Source organism: Actinomadura sp. CNU-125 (genome assembly GCF_001942465.1).
GTDB lineage: Bacteria > Actinomycetota > Actinomycetes > Streptosporangiales > Streptosporangiaceae > Spirillospora.
This window is the reverse complement of sequence record NZ_MKJY01000569.1, coordinates 23064-38474: the sequence shown is the minus strand read 5'-3', so window position 1 is coordinate 38474 and position 15411 is coordinate 23064. Positions and strand designations below refer to the sequence as shown.

The 15411-nt window shown below is 72.5% G+C and carries 16 protein-coding genes, 1 pseudogene and 1 riboswitch; of the genes and pseudogenes, 10 read left to right on the top strand and 7 right to left on the bottom strand.

Going from position 1 to position 15411, the window contains the following annotated elements; translation table 11 throughout:
- Positions 1 to 129 precede the first annotated feature (129 nt).
- Positions 130 to 972: pseudogene (locus BJF79_RS43040) on the bottom strand (AAA family ATPase); the annotation flags it as partial.
- Positions 973 to 980: 8 nt separating this feature from the next.
- On the opposite strand from BJF79_RS43040, the gene BJF79_RS43035 reads away from it, so the two are divergent.
- From BJF79_RS43035 to BJF79_RS43025, 3 genes are read left to right on the top strand one after another with little or no spacing between them, the layout of a single operon-like run.
- Positions 981 to 1532, top strand: a complete 552-nt coding sequence (locus BJF79_RS43035; RefSeq protein ID WP_143220883.1) for an acyl-CoA dehydrogenase family protein — start codon at positions 981 to 983, stop codon at positions 1530 to 1532.
- Positions 1529 to 2701 (top strand): acyl-CoA dehydrogenase family protein, encoded by a 1173-nt coding sequence (locus tag BJF79_RS43030; protein ID WP_075906128.1) that lies wholly within the window; start codon positions 1529 to 1531, stop codon positions 2699 to 2701. The genes BJF79_RS43035 and BJF79_RS43030 overlap by 4 nt, the downstream gene beginning before the upstream one ends.
- On the top strand, positions 2698 to 3780 hold the full coding sequence (locus BJF79_RS43025) for an acyl-CoA dehydrogenase family protein (protein ID WP_075906126.1): 1083 nt from the start codon (positions 2698 to 2700) through the stop codon (positions 3778 to 3780). The genes BJF79_RS43030 and BJF79_RS43025 overlap by 4 nt, the downstream gene beginning before the upstream one ends.
- A 5-nt stretch (positions 3781 to 3785) precedes the next feature.
- Here BJF79_RS43025 and BJF79_RS43020 read toward each other — a convergent pair whose 3' ends face one another.
- Entirely contained in the window at positions 3786 to 4721 is a 936-nt protein-coding gene (locus BJF79_RS43020) for an oxygenase MpaB family protein (RefSeq protein ID WP_083734663.1), read from the bottom strand.
- A 94-nt stretch (positions 4722 to 4815) separates the two neighbouring features.
- On the opposite strand from BJF79_RS43020, the gene BJF79_RS43015 reads away from it, so the two are divergent.
- Both BJF79_RS43015 and BJF79_RS54695 read left to right on the top strand, forming a co-directional pair.
- A complete protein-coding gene (locus BJF79_RS43015; RefSeq protein ID WP_075906124.1) occupies positions 4816 to 5433 on the top strand; it encodes a TetR/AcrR family transcriptional regulator in 618 nt (205 codons plus the stop codon).
- 119 nt (positions 5434 to 5552) lie between these two features.
- Positions 5553 to 5755, top strand: a riboswitch (cyclic di-AMP (ydaO/yuaA leader).
- A 3-nt stretch (positions 5756 to 5758) separates the two neighbouring features.
- Entirely contained in the window at positions 5759 to 6424 is a 666-nt protein-coding gene (locus tag BJF79_RS54695; protein ID WP_262403444.1) for a D-alanyl-D-alanine carboxypeptidase family protein, read from the top strand.
- Positions 6425 to 6595: 171 nt separating this feature from the next.
- Here the strand turns inward: BJF79_RS54695 and BJF79_RS43005 are convergent, their stop codons facing one another.
- Positions 6596 to 7177 carry a TetR/AcrR family transcriptional regulator gene (locus BJF79_RS43005; protein ID WP_262403443.1) on the bottom strand — a complete coding sequence of 194 codons (582 nt, stop codon included), beginning with the start codon at positions 7175 to 7177 and terminating at the stop codon, positions 6596 to 6598.
- 191 nt (positions 7178 to 7368) lie between these two features.
- Between BJF79_RS43005 and BJF79_RS43000 the strand changes: the two genes are divergently transcribed.
- Positions 7369 to 8073 (top strand): SRPBCC family protein, encoded by a 705-nt coding sequence (locus BJF79_RS43000; RefSeq protein WP_075906118.1) that lies wholly within the window; start codon positions 7369 to 7371, stop codon positions 8071 to 8073.
- Positions 8074 to 8118: 45 nt separating this feature from the next.
- Positions 8119 to 9312, top strand: coding sequence for a cytochrome P450 (locus BJF79_RS42995; RefSeq protein ID WP_075906116.1), 1194 nt, complete (start codon positions 8119 to 8121; stop codon positions 9310 to 9312).
- 54 nt (positions 9313 to 9366) lie between these two features.
- On the opposite strand, the gene BJF79_RS42990 is transcribed toward BJF79_RS42995, so the two are convergent.
- Positions 9367 to 10020, bottom strand: coding sequence for a TetR/AcrR family transcriptional regulator (locus BJF79_RS42990; RefSeq protein ID WP_075906114.1), 654 nt, complete (start codon positions 10018 to 10020; stop codon positions 9367 to 9369).
- Between the two features lie 141 nt (positions 10021 to 10161).
- Between BJF79_RS42990 and BJF79_RS42985 the strand changes: the two genes are divergently transcribed.
- Positions 10162 to 11268, top strand: coding sequence for a hypothetical protein (locus BJF79_RS42985; protein ID WP_075906112.1), 1107 nt, complete (start codon positions 10162 to 10164; stop codon positions 11266 to 11268).
- Positions 11269 to 11313: 45 nt separating this feature from the next.
- Positions 11314 to 13125, top strand: a complete 1812-nt coding sequence (locus BJF79_RS42980) for an FAD-dependent oxidoreductase (RefSeq protein ID WP_083734662.1) — start codon at positions 11314 to 11316, stop codon at positions 13123 to 13125.
- A 116-nt stretch (positions 13126 to 13241) separates the two neighbouring features.
- Here the strand turns inward: BJF79_RS42980 and BJF79_RS42975 are convergent, their stop codons facing one another.
- From BJF79_RS42975 to BJF79_RS64360, 3 genes are read right to left on the bottom strand one after another with little or no spacing between them, the layout of a single operon-like run.
- Positions 13242 to 13682: a Zn-ribbon domain-containing OB-fold protein gene (locus tag BJF79_RS42975; RefSeq protein WP_075906110.1), complete on the bottom strand. Its 441-nt coding sequence runs from the start codon at positions 13680 to 13682 to the stop codon at positions 13242 to 13244.
- The gene (locus tag BJF79_RS64365) at positions 13679 to 14419 is read right to left on the bottom strand and encodes a thiolase family protein (protein ID WP_262403442.1); all 741 of its coding nucleotides are present in this window, start codon (positions 14417 to 14419) and stop codon (positions 13679 to 13681) included. Before BJF79_RS64365 ends, BJF79_RS42975 begins: the two co-directional genes overlap by 4 nt.
- Positions 14416 to 14835 carry a hypothetical protein gene (locus BJF79_RS64360; protein ID WP_262403441.1) on the bottom strand — a complete coding sequence of 140 codons (420 nt, stop codon included), beginning with the start codon at positions 14833 to 14835 and terminating at the stop codon, positions 14416 to 14418. Before BJF79_RS64360 ends, BJF79_RS64365 begins: the two co-directional genes overlap by 4 nt.
- A 233-nt stretch (positions 14836 to 15068) precedes the next feature.
- On the opposite strand from BJF79_RS64360, the gene BJF79_RS42965 reads away from it, so the two are divergent.
- The gene (locus BJF79_RS42965; RefSeq protein ID WP_075906108.1) at positions 15069 to 15398 is read left to right on the top strand and encodes a hypothetical protein; all 330 of its coding nucleotides are present in this window, start codon (positions 15069 to 15071) and stop codon (positions 15396 to 15398) included.
- Positions 15399 to 15411: the final 13 nt, after the last annotated feature.

Below are 15411 nucleotides of genomic sequence, written 5' to 3'. Positions count from 1 at the left end.
TCAGCAGGGCGAGCGCCGACCACCGCGCCGATCCCCGAACCCGCCCCCGTGACCAGCGCGACCCGTCCACCGTCGTCCATCCGGCGAACACTGCGCCGCGCGCGGCCGCCTGTCAAAACGCCCCGCGGGTCAGGCCGTGCTCAGCCAGTCGACGCGGTGCCCCTCGGTCGGGTCCGGATGCTCCCAGCGGCGCACCAGCCGGTCGATCACAGCGTCCGGGACGGGCGCGGCGCGGCCCCGGTTGCGGCCCCGCAGCACCTCCGGCGGCGCCTCCAGCGCCACCACCTCCACCCGCCCCCGGTACCCCGCGACCAGGCCCGTGCACAGCTCCCGCTGCTGCCGCGACACGTTCGTGGCGTTCCACACGAACGAGCGTCCCGCCCGCAGATGCCCGCGCGCCAGCTCGTGCGCGGCCGCCGCCACCCCCCGCTGGTCCCCGGCGGGGGAGACGCCCAGCTCCGCCCGCAGCCGGTCCAGGCTCACCACCGGCACGTCCGGGCGGTGCGCGGCGATCCAGGTGTCCTTGCCCGCGCCCGGCAGGCCCGACAGGATCGTCGCGGTCAGCCGCGTGTCGTCGTAGGCGGCGTAGCCGGGATCGCGGCCCGGCTTGCGGAAGTACCAGAACCGGGCGTGGTCGGACGGGAACGCGCGCGGGCCGTCCAGGCACTGCTGCTCGGCGCAGTACTCCCCGTACAGGCCGACGTTGTCGAGCAGCTCGTCGGTGTCGGGGCAGATCCGGCCGAGGATGTCGGCCGACGCCAGCAGCACCAGGTCGTCGTTGCGGGCCAGCAGGCTCACCCGGAACGCGATCTGCTGCAGGTCCGGTCGCTCCAGCGCCCAGAACGGCACCTGGTGGTGGCGGATCAGCGCGGCCACGTGCTCGCGCCACGCGACCGGCGCGCCCAGCTCCCACGGGCTCGACCTGCGCTGGACGGCGGTGACCCTCGACGCGCCGCGGCGCCGCGACCGCCCTCCCGCCGGTGGACGGGCCGCGCGCGTCCGCGTTCGTCACCGCGCTCGACGTCCGCCCGCTCGACGAGGACGGCGCGGCGGACGGCAGGGACGACGTGGCGCTCGGCCTCGTCCTGCCGTGCTGGACGCTCCTCGGGATGCTCGACCGGGCCATCGACCTCACCCGGGCGCACGTCCTCGCCCGCGAGCAGTTCGGCCGTCCGCTCGCCAAGCAGCAGGGCGTCCAGTTCCAGCTCACCGACGCCGAAGTGGAACGCGGCGGCGTCGAAGCACTCGCGAAGTACGCGCTGTGGAGCGTCCAGGCCGGTCTGCCCGAGGCGCTGGACGACGCGCTCGCGCTGCGGGTCGCGGCGCTGGAGGCGGCCGACGCGGTGTTCCGCACCGCGCACCTGCTGCACGGCGCCATCGGCTTCTGCGACGAGTCGGCCCTGTCGTGGGTGTCGCGGTACAGCCGCCCGATCCGGCGCCTGCCGCTCGGCCTGTCCGCGACCCGCGACCGGCTGACCGCCGAGATCGGCCGCCGCGGGCTCACCGGCCTCTTCCCCGGAGGCGACCGGTGACGGCGGCCCACCTCGACGACTTCCGGGCGGGCGTCCGCGACTGGTGCCGGGAGCACGTCCCCGGCGACTGGCGGCGCGCCCAGACCGGCGTCCCGGACGAGGAGTTCGCGGCCTTCCAGCAGGAATGGTTCCAGGAGCTCCGCCGGGCCGGGTTCGCCGTCCCGCACTGGCCCGCCGAATGGGGCGGCGGGATGCCCGTCCCCGAACAGGCCGTGCTCTACCAGGAGCTCGCCGCCTGCGACGCGCCCCGGCTCGTCCTCGCGTTCGTCTCGATCCACCACGCGGCGTCCACCCTGCTCGCGGCGGGGAGCGACGCGCAGCGGCGGCGGCACCTGCCCGCGATCCTCGACGGCGAGATCTGGTGCCAGGGCTTCTCCGAACCCGACGCCGGATCCGACCTCGCCGCGCTGCGGACGTCCGCGCGCCGCGAGGGCGACGCCTACGTCGTCAACGGCCAGAAATGCTGGGCGAGCGGCGCCGCGCACGCCGACTGGTGCCTGCTGCTGGCCCGCACCGACCCGGACGCGCCGAAGCGGCGCGGCATCTCCTACTTCCTGATGGACATGCGGACGCCCGGCATCGACGTGCGCCCCACCCGGCAGGCGACCGGCGAGTCGCACTTCTGCGAGATCTTCCTCGACGACGTCGCCGTCCCCGCCGCGAACCGCATCGGGCCGGAGAACGACGGCTGGCGGGTCGCGCAGGAGACCCTCGGCGCCGAACGCGGCATGACCATGCTGGAACTCGCCGAGCGGCTCGGCGGCGGGTTCCGCCGGCTCGTGGACCTGTGCGGCCGGACGGGCGCGCTTGACGACCCGGCGACGTGCGACCGGCTCGCGGAGCTGGAGACCGAGCTGACCGGCCTGCGCGCTCTCTGCGCGAAGCTCGTGGCCGACGACCGGCCCGGCCCGGCGGACGCCTCGATCGTGAAGCTGTTCTACAGCGAGCTGCTGCAGCGCGTCACCGGCCTCGGCACCGAGGTCGCCGGGCTCGCCGCCCATACCGACCTGCGCAAACCCCTGTCGAGCGGATGGGAGTCGGGCGCCTGGCCGCTGGACTTCATCGCCTCGTGGGAATGGACGATCCCGGGCGGCACGAGCGAGATCCAGCGCACCATCATCGGCGAGCGCGGCCTCGGCCTGCCCCGCGAACCGAGGGAGGGCCGATGACCGCCGACCTGTCGGAGTTCCACGCCGAGCTGCGCGCCGCCGCGGCCGGCCTGCTCGCCGGGTCGGCGGACTGGCCGGCGATCGCCGACGCCGGCTGGCCCGGTCTGGAGGTCCCGGCCGCGTTCGACGGCGCGGACGGCACGTTCGCCGAGGTCGCGGTCGTCCTGCGGGAGATCGGCAGGGCCGCGGCGCCCGGCCCCTACCCGTCGGTCGCCGCCCTCGCGATCGGGGCGCTCGGCCTGCTGCGCGCCGACCCCGGACGCGACGGGCTGCTGCGCGCGACCGTCGCGGGCACGACGGTCCCCGTCGTCGCGATGGACGCCGAAGGCACCGGGGGGTTCCGTCTCGTCGACGGCACGCGCCTGCAGGGTACGGCCGGGTTCGTCCTCGACGCCCCGGCCGCCGACCGCCTCCTCGTCCCGGCCCTCGAACCGGACGGGACGGCCGTCGTCGCCGACGTCGATCCGGCGGACCTCGTCGTCGAGGAGCGTCCCGTCGTCGACGCCACCCGCAGCCTCGGACGGGTCGTCGCCGACGGCGCCGCCGTCCGCCCGGGGGCGCTGCACCGCTTCGCCGTCCCGGACGCCCTGGAGCGGCTCCGGGACCGGGCGGCCGTCGCGGTGGCCTGCGACGCGCTCGGGCTCGCCGAGGCCATGCTCGACGCGACCGTCGCCTACACGAGCGACCGGCGCCAGTTCGGCCGCCCGGTCGGCTCCTTCCAGGCGGTGAAGCACGCGTGCGCGGACATGCTCGTGCGGGTGACGGTGACGCGCGAGCTCGTGGCCGCGGCCGTCCGGGCCCAGGCGGACGTGGACGCGGCGGACGTGGACGCGGCGGACGCGGCGGACGCGTCCGATTCGCCGTCGGACGCGACCATCGCGGCGTCCATGGCGAAGTCCTACGCCTGCACGACCGCCGTCGAGGTCGCGGGGAAGGCGATGCAGCTGCACGGCGGGATGGGGTACACGTGGGAGAGCGGGATCCACGTGTACCTGAAGCGCGCCGCGCTCGACCGTTCCCTGTTCGGCACGCCCGCGCGGCACCGCGCCCGGCTGGCCGGCCGCCACGCCCGCCGCTGAGACGGTCAGAGCGGGCGCTCGTCGAGGACCTTGCGCAGCTTCTCCTGCGCCCGCGCGGCCTCCCGGGCGCGGTACGCGATGGGCATGTACTTGAGCCGTTCGGGCAGCAGCGGCGTGCCGCGGCCGATGATCGCCCCGACGGCCCGCAGGCGGCGCTCGTCCGAGGCCGTCCAGGACAGGCCCAGCTTGGCGCGGGCGGCGGGCGGCAGCGTGCCGACGGTGATGAACCGGCCGAGCCTGCCGCCCACGGCGCTCAGCGGCGTCGCCACCGGCCGCAGCCGGGACGGGACGTTCGGCGGCACCTCGTCCATGCGCTTCAGGACTTCGAGCGCGACCTTGTGCGGGACGAGCGTGTTATCGACCATGTCGTCGAAGTAGGTCCAGTAGTCGGCGATGGTGGCGGGGAACATCCGCTCGGGCACCCGCAGGATGCGGCCGAGGTCGAGGAACTCGTCGTAGACCTGCTGCTGCTCGGCGTCGCTCATCGGCTCCGGCGCGAAGTACCGGGCGGCGACGACGGCGGCGTAGAAACCGGTCAGGTGCACCCACGCCCACGGTTCGGCGGACAGCGCGTGGTGCCGCCGCCCCTCCTCGTCGACGGCGCTGAGCGGCTTGTGCATCTCGCGGAGGCGGCGGCCCTCCTCGATCGCCTCCGGGCCTCCGTAGACCCAGGTCTGCACCGACGCGAAGCTGCGCATGGCGCGTCCCACCGGGTCCGTCCGGAAGCTCGACAGCCGGTCGACGACGGTGCCGATCGCCGGGTGCATGGACTGCAGGATGAACACGCTGTTGCCCGCGACCGCGGAGCTGTAGAGGCCCATCCGCTCCCACAGGATCGATCCCGGGCCGAACGGGACGGGTTCGCGCACGCGCTCTCGGGGGTCGCCGGGCTCTCGGGATTCTTCGGGTTCGCGGGCGAGAGCGATCTGTTCGGTCGTCATCTCCTCGGTCATCCTTCCGCAGACAGGGGGCGTCGGGATAAGTTGAACGCGAATAAGTAGTCGCTTACAAGTCGCGTTTCCTGTGAGGTCGCCGATGAGCCGCCCACCTGGCCTGACACCCCGGAGGATCCCCCGGCAGGACCGCTCGCGCCGCACGGTCGAGCGCATCCTGGACGCCGCCGCTCGCGTTCTCGCCGAGCGCGGCTACGACGGCGCGTCCACCAACCGCATCGCCGAGGCCGCCGGCATCAGCAACGGATCGCTCTACCAGTACTTTCCGAACAAGGACGCCATCATGGTCGCGGTGGTGGACCGGTTCGCCGACCACCTCACCGAGCGGCTCGGCGCCCAGATCGACGCCGCGATGCACGAGCCGTGGCCGATCGCCGGACGCGCGCTGCTCGACGTCCAGATCCGGCTCTTCGAGGAGCACGCCGACCTGCTGCGCATCATCGTCGAGCAGATCCCGCGGCTCGGTCCGTTCGACAAGCTCGCGGGGCTGCAGCGGCGGCTGACCGACCTGGTCCGGGTCCAGTTGCTGCTGAACCGGTCCGAGTTCCGCGACGATCTGGACATCGACGCGACGCTGTGGATGCTGACCGAAATCGTCGGTTCGGTCTCGGTGCGGTACGTGCTCGACCGCCCGTCCGTGCCGCGCGAGCGCATCGTCGACGAGCTCGCCGACCTGGTCATCGGCTATCTCCGGGCCTGAAGGCCCGCGCTTGGCTCGCTGTTTGCACTCCCTTGGGTCTTTGGTACGGTCAGGTCCCAAATCGCCCCTAGATGGGGCCGAAAACAGCTATCAGTGTCCGCCGTCGTCCCGATGAGACGACGGCGGCGACGCCGAGTCCGCGCGCCGCGCGGAGCCGGGGAACCAGCGCGATCGACGTCCGGGCCGACGGCCCGCGGCGCGCTCGCAGGGGTGAATCGACGTTTCGTCCGATCGAGGAGACCGCGGAGACCGCGGAGACGTCGTAGGGCGGCTTCCATGCCCGAATCCGTCAGCTAACCCGGTAGGCGGCATGGAAGGAGAAGCCGTGATAGGTCGGCATATCAAGAACGTCTCCGCCCCGATGGCCGGTATGGCCCTCGCGGGCATCTTCGCCTGTTCCGTCGCGCTGGCGTCGACGGGCGGGGGCACGGACCCCGGGGGGCCGGGCGGCACGACGCTCTCGGCGAACCACACCGAGCAGAGCCAGCGACCCGCGGCCTCGGACGACCGCGAGGACGAGCGGGAGGAGCGCGAGGACGACGCGCCGCCGGTGCTGCCGTCCGACTGCGAGCCGGCGGAAGCGGCCGAGATCGAATACTCCAACGGGCGGATCCCCGACGAGGACCTGTGCCCCCTGCCGCAGGAGGACGAGTCGCTGCGCGCCGACGCGGCGGCGGCCTTCTACAAGCTGAACGCCGCGTACCACGAGGAGTTCGGCGAGGAGATGTGCGTCCGGAGCTCCTACCGCAGCTATGACCGGCAGGAGGAGCTGTACGAGAGCATGCCGGCGGGCATGGCCGCGGCGCCGGGCAACAGCAACCACGGCCTCGGCCTGGCCGCCGACCTGTGCGGCGGCGTCGAAGAGGAGGACACGCCCGAGTTCGAGTGGCTGGAGGACAACGCCGGGGAGTACGGCTGGATCCACCCCGACTGGGCCTACAGCAACCCGTACGAGCCCTGGCACTGGGAGTTCGACGTCGGCCAGAACTGACCGGACACCGCGCCGGAGGAGGCCCGGCCGCATCCGAAGCGGCCGGGCCTCTCGCGGATCGCGCCCGCTGATAGTAACGTTCTCACTTGAGGTGAACGCTACTCTCTGAGGTGGACATGGACGGGACGTGCCCGCGTGCGCCCCCGCGGGGTCCGCGCGGACCCCGGAGACCTAGTCCGCCTCCCGGGCGGGCGCGTCGTCGATCGTCCGCAGGTAACGCTCGACCAGGGCCAAGGCTTCGGTGTGGCCCGCGGTGAGTTCCATGGCGTCCTCCATCGCGAGCGCTCGGGAAACCGTCGAGATCAGCACGGTGAGAGCGAGCGGCGGCAATGTTTCGACGTCGATTCCGCGCGCCTTCAAATATCTGGTGAGCGCCTCCATTTGCAGTTCGCGCGCCCGCTCGGCATAACTGACGAGTTCGGCGCGGACCGCTTTGCGGTGGTTGGACAGCGCGATGAATTCCACGTTCAACCGCGTCCCCGCCGGATGGCTGTTGTAGGTCCACAGGGAGTGCAGCAGGCGGTCGGAGTCCAGAGCGCGTGCCTGCGCCTCCAGCTCCTGCTCGGAGCGCCTGCGGATCACGGCCAGGAAAAGGTCGTCCAAGGTGCGGAAGTAGTAGTGGACCAGCGCCGGGTTGACACCGGCCTCCCTCGCCACGCGCCGGACCCCCACGGCGGCATAACCCTCCTCCAGCATCAGCCGTTCGGCGATGTCCAGGAGCAGGAATCGCGTTTTCGAGGTCGCGCTGCCCATGCGGCGAGGCGAAGTCATATATCTATTCTCCTTGACGGCCCCGAACAGGGCTGTTAAACAGTCGTTTAGCGCGGTGTGCGGGGACCGTTGTGACGAGGCTTTCGCCTCAGCGTACGGCCCCGTCGAGGCCCGCAGGCGACGGCCGTCCATGCAGCGGCCGGGCCCGCGGCGACGAAAAGGACTGAACTCGAATGAAGCTGGAGAACCGCCTCAGCATCCCCGTGCCGGTCACGGAGGCGTGGAAAGTGCTGCTCGACATCGAGCGGATCGCGCCGTGCGTGCCCGGGGCGACCCTCACCGCACGCGACGGCGACCGGTACAGCGGCAAGATCAAGGTCAAGCTGGGGCCGATCGGCCTCAGCTACAACGGCACCGTCACGTTCGTCTCCCAGGACGAGGCGGCCGGGGTCGCCGTCCTGGAGGCCGCCGGCCGGGAGCTGCGCGGCAACGGCACCGCGAAGGCGGTCGTCACCTGCACGCTGGTGCCGTCCGGCGAGGCGACCGACGTCCTCGTGGAAACCGACCTCGCCATCACCGGCAGGCCGGCGCAGTTCGGGCGCGGCGCCCTCACGGAGGTGGCCGGCACGCTCATCGGCCAGTTCGCCGACAACCTCGCCGACGAGCTGACCGCCGGTGCCCCGTCCGACGGCGGTACCGGCCCGGCAGAGGGGACCGGCCCGGCGGAGGGGAGCGGAACCGAGCCCGCTCGGGCGTCCGGCCCGGCCGAGACGCCGGTGCCGTCCCGTCCGGCCGCCCCGCCGGTCGACCTGCTCGGTGCCGCGGGCGGCGGAACCCTCAAGCGCGTCGCGCCCGTGGCGGCCGGGACGCTGCTGCTGCTGAGCGTGCTCGTCGCCCGGCGCGTGCGCGGACGGCGCGCGTCCCGGTCCGCCCGCTGAGCCCTCGATACGGCCAGAATCCACACGAGTCCGGAGGTGCAGCCCGTGACGACCGGCGGCGAGATCTACTGGGACCCCTACGACGCGAAACTCGCTCAGAACCCCTACCCGATGTACGAGCGGCTCCGCGAAGAGGAACCGCTCTACTACAACGAGAAGCACGACTTCTACGCGGTCAGCCGGTTCGCCGACTGCGAGCGCGGCCTGCCCGACTGGCGGAGGTTCTCCTCGTCCCGCGGCGACATCCTGGAGATCATCCAGTCGGGCCTGGAGATCCCGTCGGGCACCCTGATCTTCGAAGACCCGCCCGTCCACGACATCCACCGCCGCCTGCTCTCCCGCGTCTTCACGCCGCGGCGCATCGGCATGCTCGAACCCAAGGTGCGGCGCTTCTGCACCGCCGTCCTCGACCCGCTCGTCGGCACCGACCGCTTCGACCTCATCGAGGCGGTCGGCGCCGAGATGCCGATGCGCGTCATCGGCATGCTCCTCGGCATCCCCGAGGCCGACCAGCCCGCCATCCGCGACATGACCGACGACGCCCTGCGCACCGAAGACGGCGGGCAGATGAACCTCCAGGGGGGCGCGACCCTCACCAACGACGCGTTCGGCGAGTACATCGACTGGCGCAAGGACCACCCGTCCGACGACCTCATGACCGACCTGCTCAACGCCGAGTTCGAGGACGAGCACGGAAAGGTCCGCACGCTCACCCGCGACGAGGTCCTCACCTACGTCAGCGTCGTCGCGGGCGCCGGGAACGAGACGACGGGACGGCTCATCGGCTGGATCGGCGCGGTGCTCTCGCACCATCCCGACCAGCGCCGCGAGCTCGCGGGCGACCCGTCCCTGATCCCGAACGCGATCGAGGAACTGCTGCGCTACGAGCCGACCGGGCATTCCATCGCCCGGTACGTCAACGAGGACACGGACTTCCACGGCCGGACCGTCCCGGCGGGCAGCGCCCTGCTGTTCATCATCGGCTCGGCCAACCGCGACCACCGGCGGCACGCCGACCCCGACCGCTTCGACATCCACCGCGACCTCGGCCAGCAGCTCACCTTCGGGCTCGGCGGCCACTACTGCCTGGGCGCGGCGCTCGCCCGCCTGGAGGGGCGGGTCGCGATGGAGGAGATCCTCAAGCGCTGGCCGGTCTGGGACGTCGACTGGGACGGCGCGAAGCTCGGGCAGACCTCGACCGTCCGGGGCTGGGAGACCCTCCCGCTCGTCGTCGGCTGAGCGGGGAACCGCGACGGGACGCGCGGCGGACGCACGGGCGTCCGCCGACTGCGTTCAGGGGGCGCGGTCCCGGACGGGCGGCGCGGGCGGCACACCGTAGACCGTCAGCCAGATCGTCCGGGCGAGCGTGCGCGCCATCCGCGCGTCGCCGCCGCCTTCGTCGTGGTGGCAGTGCGCCGAGATCGTCCGCTCCACCGTCCAGATCAGCACCTGGGCGGTGGACGCGGCGTCCATCTCCGGATCGACGGTCCCCGCCCGCAGCTCGGCGTCGAGCCGCGCCTGCACGACCTCGGTGAAGCCCCGCATCCGCTGCCGCCAGAAGGCCGCGACGTCCGGGTCGTACCCGGAGACCTCGCCGAGGGCCCGCAGCACCCGCCGGTGCTCGCGGTACGCGGCGATCATCTGCCGCATGGCGTGCGCGACGCCGTCCACCCCGTCGGCGTGATCCGCCCGCCACCAGATGACGGCCTCGCCGAACAGCGCCTCGACCGCCTCCTCGGCGAGCGCGATCAGCAGCCGGCTCTTGTCCGGGAAGTGCAGGTAGAAGGTGGACCGTGCCACCTGCGCGCGCTCGGCGATGCGCTGCACGGGCAGTTCGGTGTACGGCGTGCCGTCGGCCATCATCTCCGCGGTCGTGCGCAGCACCCGGCGCCGGACGTCCTCGCGCCGCTCCCGGACTTTCCTGCGCGGCTGCGTGGTGGAGGCCATGGGGGCAGGGTACCTCCGTCGGCCGTTGTCGGACAGTGTGTCGACACTCTGCTTGACAGCGTCCGGAGACCGAATCACACTCGGTCCACGGCTCGCCAGCGAGGGCCGGACGTCACGGGGGCTCAGCCGAGGAGGCTCAACGTGGTACGTCGACACACCGCCGCCCGTCACACCGCCCGCCGCACCGCCGCCGCAGTCGTGCTCGCGGCCGGCGCGCTCGTCCCGCTCACGGCCCTCCCGGCCGCCGGAGCACCGGCCGCACCGGCCGCCGAAGACGCCGATTCATGGATCCCGCGCACCGACATCGAGCGCTCCGACCTCACGCAGGTGCCCGGCAAGCTCGCCGAACCGTCCGACGACGGGCCGCACCCCGGATCCACCACGGAGTGGTGGTACTCGCACGTGATGGACCCCGCGACGGGCCGCACCTTCATCGCGATGCTGTTCACCGAGCCGATCCCGACCGGGCTGATCTTCTGGTACCCCGAGGACGGGCCGAAGACGGTCCTGCCGGAGCCCGTCGCGAAGGTGACCGCGACCGAAGGTCCCGTGGTGGAGAGCAGCGCGGGCAGCCTGAAGTGGGACGCCGGACGCGGCGCCTACCACCTGCGCTGGCACGGGCTGTTCGCCGAAGCCGACATCTGGTTCGACAACGCGCTCCCCGGAGTGACGGGAGGACCGATCCGCTACGACGGCCAGACCATGTACTGGACCGCGCCCGTCGCCACGAGCCGCGTGAACGGCTGGCTCCGGCCGCCCGGCGCGTCCGAGCGCGTCGACGTGACCGGATGGCGCGGCTACCACGACCACAACTGGGGCCGGTTCAACGTCGCCGACCAGCGCTACTCCGGATGGGAGTGGGGCGTCTCCCACGAACCGGACGGCACGGCCACGCTGCTCGGCGGCGTCGTGAAGGGCGACGGCACCTGGCAGGGCGTCGTGGGACGCGTGACCCCCGAGGAGACCTTCGGGTGCATGACGTCGATCGAACTGTCGGACTGGCGGACGTCCGGCCTGTTCTCCTACCCGCGGACCACCAGGCTGACCTGCCCGTCCTCGCTGCTCGCGACGCCCGAGGGGCTGCGGGGCGAGCGGCCCGGCATCGACACGAGCTTCCACGTGGTGGACCCGTTCATCCTCGACTTCGGGCTGCTCGCCCTGCCCGAGTCGCTCGGCCGCACCGTCCCCGGCTCGCTCGGCCTCATCGAGCACATCCGCACCCTCAAGGCCCGGCTGCCGCAGTCCTGACCGCGTCCCGACCGGACGGGCTCACCCCCACTTCGAGGAGACACCATGAGCAGGCCGCACGGGCACCCCACCGGCGACGACCCCGCGACGAACCCATCCGGCCCGCACGCCATCGCGCGGCGGCGCGTCCTGTACGGCACGGCCGCCGCGGGCGCGGGCGTCCTGCTGCCCGGCGCGTCCGCCCGCGCGGCGGCGGGCCGCCGGAGCGGACGGACCGTCGCCGTGCTGGGCGGCGGCATGGCCGGGCTGGCCGCCGCCCACGAGCTGGCCGAACGCGGATTCGCCGTCACCGTCTTCGAGCGCAAGGCCCTGGGCGGCAAGTCGCGGAGCATCCCGGTGGAAGGCACCGGCGCGGACGGCCGCCGCGACCTGCCGGGCGAGCACGGGTTCCGCTTCTTCCCCGGCTTCTACCGCAACGTGCCGGACACGATGCGCCGCATCCCGTTCGCGGGCAACGCCAACGGCGTCCACGACAACCTGCTCCCGCTCACCTCGACGCGGATCTCCCGCAACGGCGGCCGGTCCGACATCATCGTGCCCGAATTGACGGCGCCCGACGGCCTCGACCTCGACGTGCTGACCGAGACGGTGACCGGCCTGATCGAGCAGGCCGCCGCCATCCCCGCGTCCGAGCTCGCCCTGTTCGTCAACCGCTTCATCGTCTACCTGACCAGCAGCGACGAGCGGCGGTTCGGCGAGTGGGAGAACGTCCCGTGGTGGGAGTACGTGCGCGCCGAGGGCACGTCCGCGGACTACCGCGCGATCGTGGCGCGGTTCCTGACGCGCGGGCTGGTGGCCGTCAAGGAGCGGATCGCCAGCACCCGGACGGTCGGCGCGATGGGCGAGGCGTTCCTGCTGTCGGGGCTCGGCCTCGGCGCCGACGGCGGCCTCGCCCGGATGCTGAACGCGCCCACCAACGAGGCGTGGATCGACCCGTGGGTGCGGTACCTGCGCGGACGCGGCGTGCGGTTCGAGGTCGGGCAGACCGTCGAGGCGCTGGAGACGGGCGGCGGCCGCGTCCGCTCCGTCCGGCTCGCGGACGCGGCGGGCGGCCGCCGCACCGCCGCCGCGGACTGGTTCGTCTGCGCGATGCCCGTCGACCGGGCCAAGCTGCTCCTGTCCCCGGCCGTCCTCGCCCTCGCCCCGGAACTGGAGTCGCTGCACGAGCTGCGCACCGAGTGGATGAACGGCCTCCAGTACTTCCTGCGCCGCACCCCCGGCGGCATGGGCCAGGAGATCAACTACATGGACTCGCCGTGGCAGCTCACCGCGGTCCTGCAGAGCAAGATCTGGGATCGCGACCTCCCCCCGCGACTACGGCGACGGCGCCGTCGCGACTGCCTCTCCCTGGACATCTCCGACTGGGACACCCCGGGAATTGTGTACGGGAAACCCGCCAAGAAATGCACGCGGGCCGAGATCGCCAAGGAGTGCTGGGCGCAGATGAAGGACCACCTGGAGGACACCGGCCGGTCCGTCCTGCCCGACGACCTGCTGCACTCCTGGGTCCTCGACCCCGCCATCACCTGGAGCCCACCCGCCGCGGGCAACGTCAACGACGAGCCGCTCATGGTGAACACCGTCGGGAGCTGGGCGAACCGGCCGGAGGCCCGCACCGCGATCCCGAACCTGTTCATGGCGGGCGACTACGTACGGACGAACATCGACCTGGCCACGATGGAGGGCGCCAACGAGTCCGGGCGCGCCGCGGCCAACGCCCTGCTGGACGCGGCCGACTCCCCGGCGGAGCGGGTCGAGACGTGGCGGCTCTACCGGCCGCCCGAACTGGACGGCCTCAAGGAGCTCGACGCCCGGCGCTTCCGCGCCGGCCGCCCCAACCTCTTCGACACGATGTGAAGGAGGCGCACCCGATGCGGTGCAGCGGGCCCGGTTCTGCCGGGTGACGTCGATGAACTCGTGGAGTGCACCTTCTCGTTCACGCCGCCTGCTAGTTTTTATACTGAATACAATAATCAGGAGACGGTCGCGCGCGGCCGGAAGTAGGGCAGGTACAGGGCGTCCCCCGTCTTGTGGAACTCGACCTCCACGGGAAGGTCCGGGGTGATGGCTTCGGGGGCGATGCCGATGAGGTTCGTCATCATCTGGTAGCCCTCGTCGAGGTCGACGATCGCCGGGGCGTACGGCACCTCGAACGCGGGGGTGACCGGACGGTGCACGACGGTCCAGCTGTAGAGCGTCCCGGTACCGGCGCCGCGTTCCCAGGCGAGGTCCCGCCCCAGGCAGTCGCGGCAGACCTCCGCCGCCGGGAACTGCGCATTCCGGCAGGCCCGGCAGCGCTGGAAGCGGAGTTCCCCGGCCGCGCAGCCGTCCCAGAACGGGCGGGTGAGCGGGCCTGGACGGGCGTGCGGCAGCTCTGCATGCTGGGGGACGAGCGGTACGGACGGGGTGGTCATGCGGGCTCCTTTCCCAGGATCGCGATGCTGTTGAACAGCGCTCCGGCCCCGCCGCCGCTGCAGAGCGCGACTTCGGCGCCCGGCACCTGCAGCGGCCCGGCCTCGCCGCGGAGCTGCTGCACTCCGCGGATCACGCGCTGGAACAGCTGGGGCGCGGCACCGGCGTGGCTGAAGGACATCAGGCCGCCGTCGGTCGTGACCGGGTGGCTGCCGTCGATGCCGATGCGGCCGTCCTCGACGAACGGGCCGCCCTCGCCCGGCTCGCAGAAGCCGAAGGCTTCCAGCTGGCGGATGATCTCGAAGGAGAACGGGTCGTAGAGTTCGAGCACGTCGACGTCGTCGCGGGTGATGCCCGCGCGGCGGAACGCGAGATCGGCCGCCCGCGCGCCGACCCGGCCGTTCACCGGCCCGCCGCGCCGTCCGCCGAGGTCCCAGGCGGGCGGATACCGGTAGGAGGGGCCGAAGTGGTCCGACCCCGAGCCGAGCAGGTAGATCGGGGTGCCCGCGACGTCGGCGAGCCGGTCGGCGGAGGCGATGACGAGCGCGCATCCGCCTTCGGACGTCATGGAGCAGTCGAGCAGATGGAACGGGTCGGCGACCATCCGCGAGGCCAGGACGTCGGCGGGCTTGAACGGGCCCCGGCCGTGGTAGCAGGCGTCCGGGTTGCGATGGCCGTTGTTGCGGATCGTCGCGGCGACCGTCGCCAGCTGCTCGGGGGTGGTGCCGTAGGTGATCATGTGGCGCCGGGCGACGAGGGCGAACTCGGCGGCGGTGAACAGTCCCCAGGGCGCGACGAACTCGTTCTCGGGACGCGTCCACGGGGCGGTCGAGGCGTGGTCGAGGTAGCGCCCGCGGCGGCCGCGACGAGCAGGACGACGTCGGCCTCGCCCGCCTCGACGGCGTGCACCGCCTCCGGAACGGCCGCGGTCCCGAACTGCCGCCCCTGCCAGGCGGGGCCGAGGGACAGGTCGTAGATCAGGCCCGCGCAGTCGGGCTCGGCGTTCACCCCGTCGACGTCCGCGGGGGCGAGGCCGGCGTCGGCGAGCGCGCCCAGGGCGGCTTCGATGGCCAGCGCATGACTGGTCGCGCCCTCCAGTCTCCGGGCCTGTGCCGTGTTGTGGACCCCGACGATCGCGGCGCGGGAGGGGCTCATCACAGTGATCCTTTCACCGGAATTTGGGACTAGTAGACCGAGTTGCGGACGCTCCGTCAATGGTGCCGACGGGTGAGAGACTCCCGACTTGGATGGATATATGACTCAATACTCCATCAGTGGTCCGGCCGCCCGCGCTCTTGACTGAGACTAATAGTTCTGGTTGTACTGGTGAGGCGCGTCACAAAATCGAGGGGCTCCGGAAGCCTTCGTCCCCTGGAGAGGAGCCGGCGATGAGTCTGGACGGTGGCGTCGGCCTGCGGGCCGGCCTGCGCCTGAAGAGCCAGGTCTGCACCACGGAGGTGATCGTCGTCCGCGCCGGGGCGGGCGAGGTCCGGTTGCTGTGCGGCGGCGTTCCGATGGTCGCGCGCGACGCGGAGAGCACGGGCGGGCCCGCGGCCGTGCCCGGCAAGACCGGCGGGTCCGTGCTCGGCAAGCGCTACACGCACCCCGCCGACGAGACGCTCGAGATCCTCGTGACGGCCGCGGGGGAGGGCACGCTCGGCGACGGCGACACCGACCTGGTGCTCAAGGAGGCCAGGCCGCTGCCCGCGAGCGACTGAGACGGCGACGGCA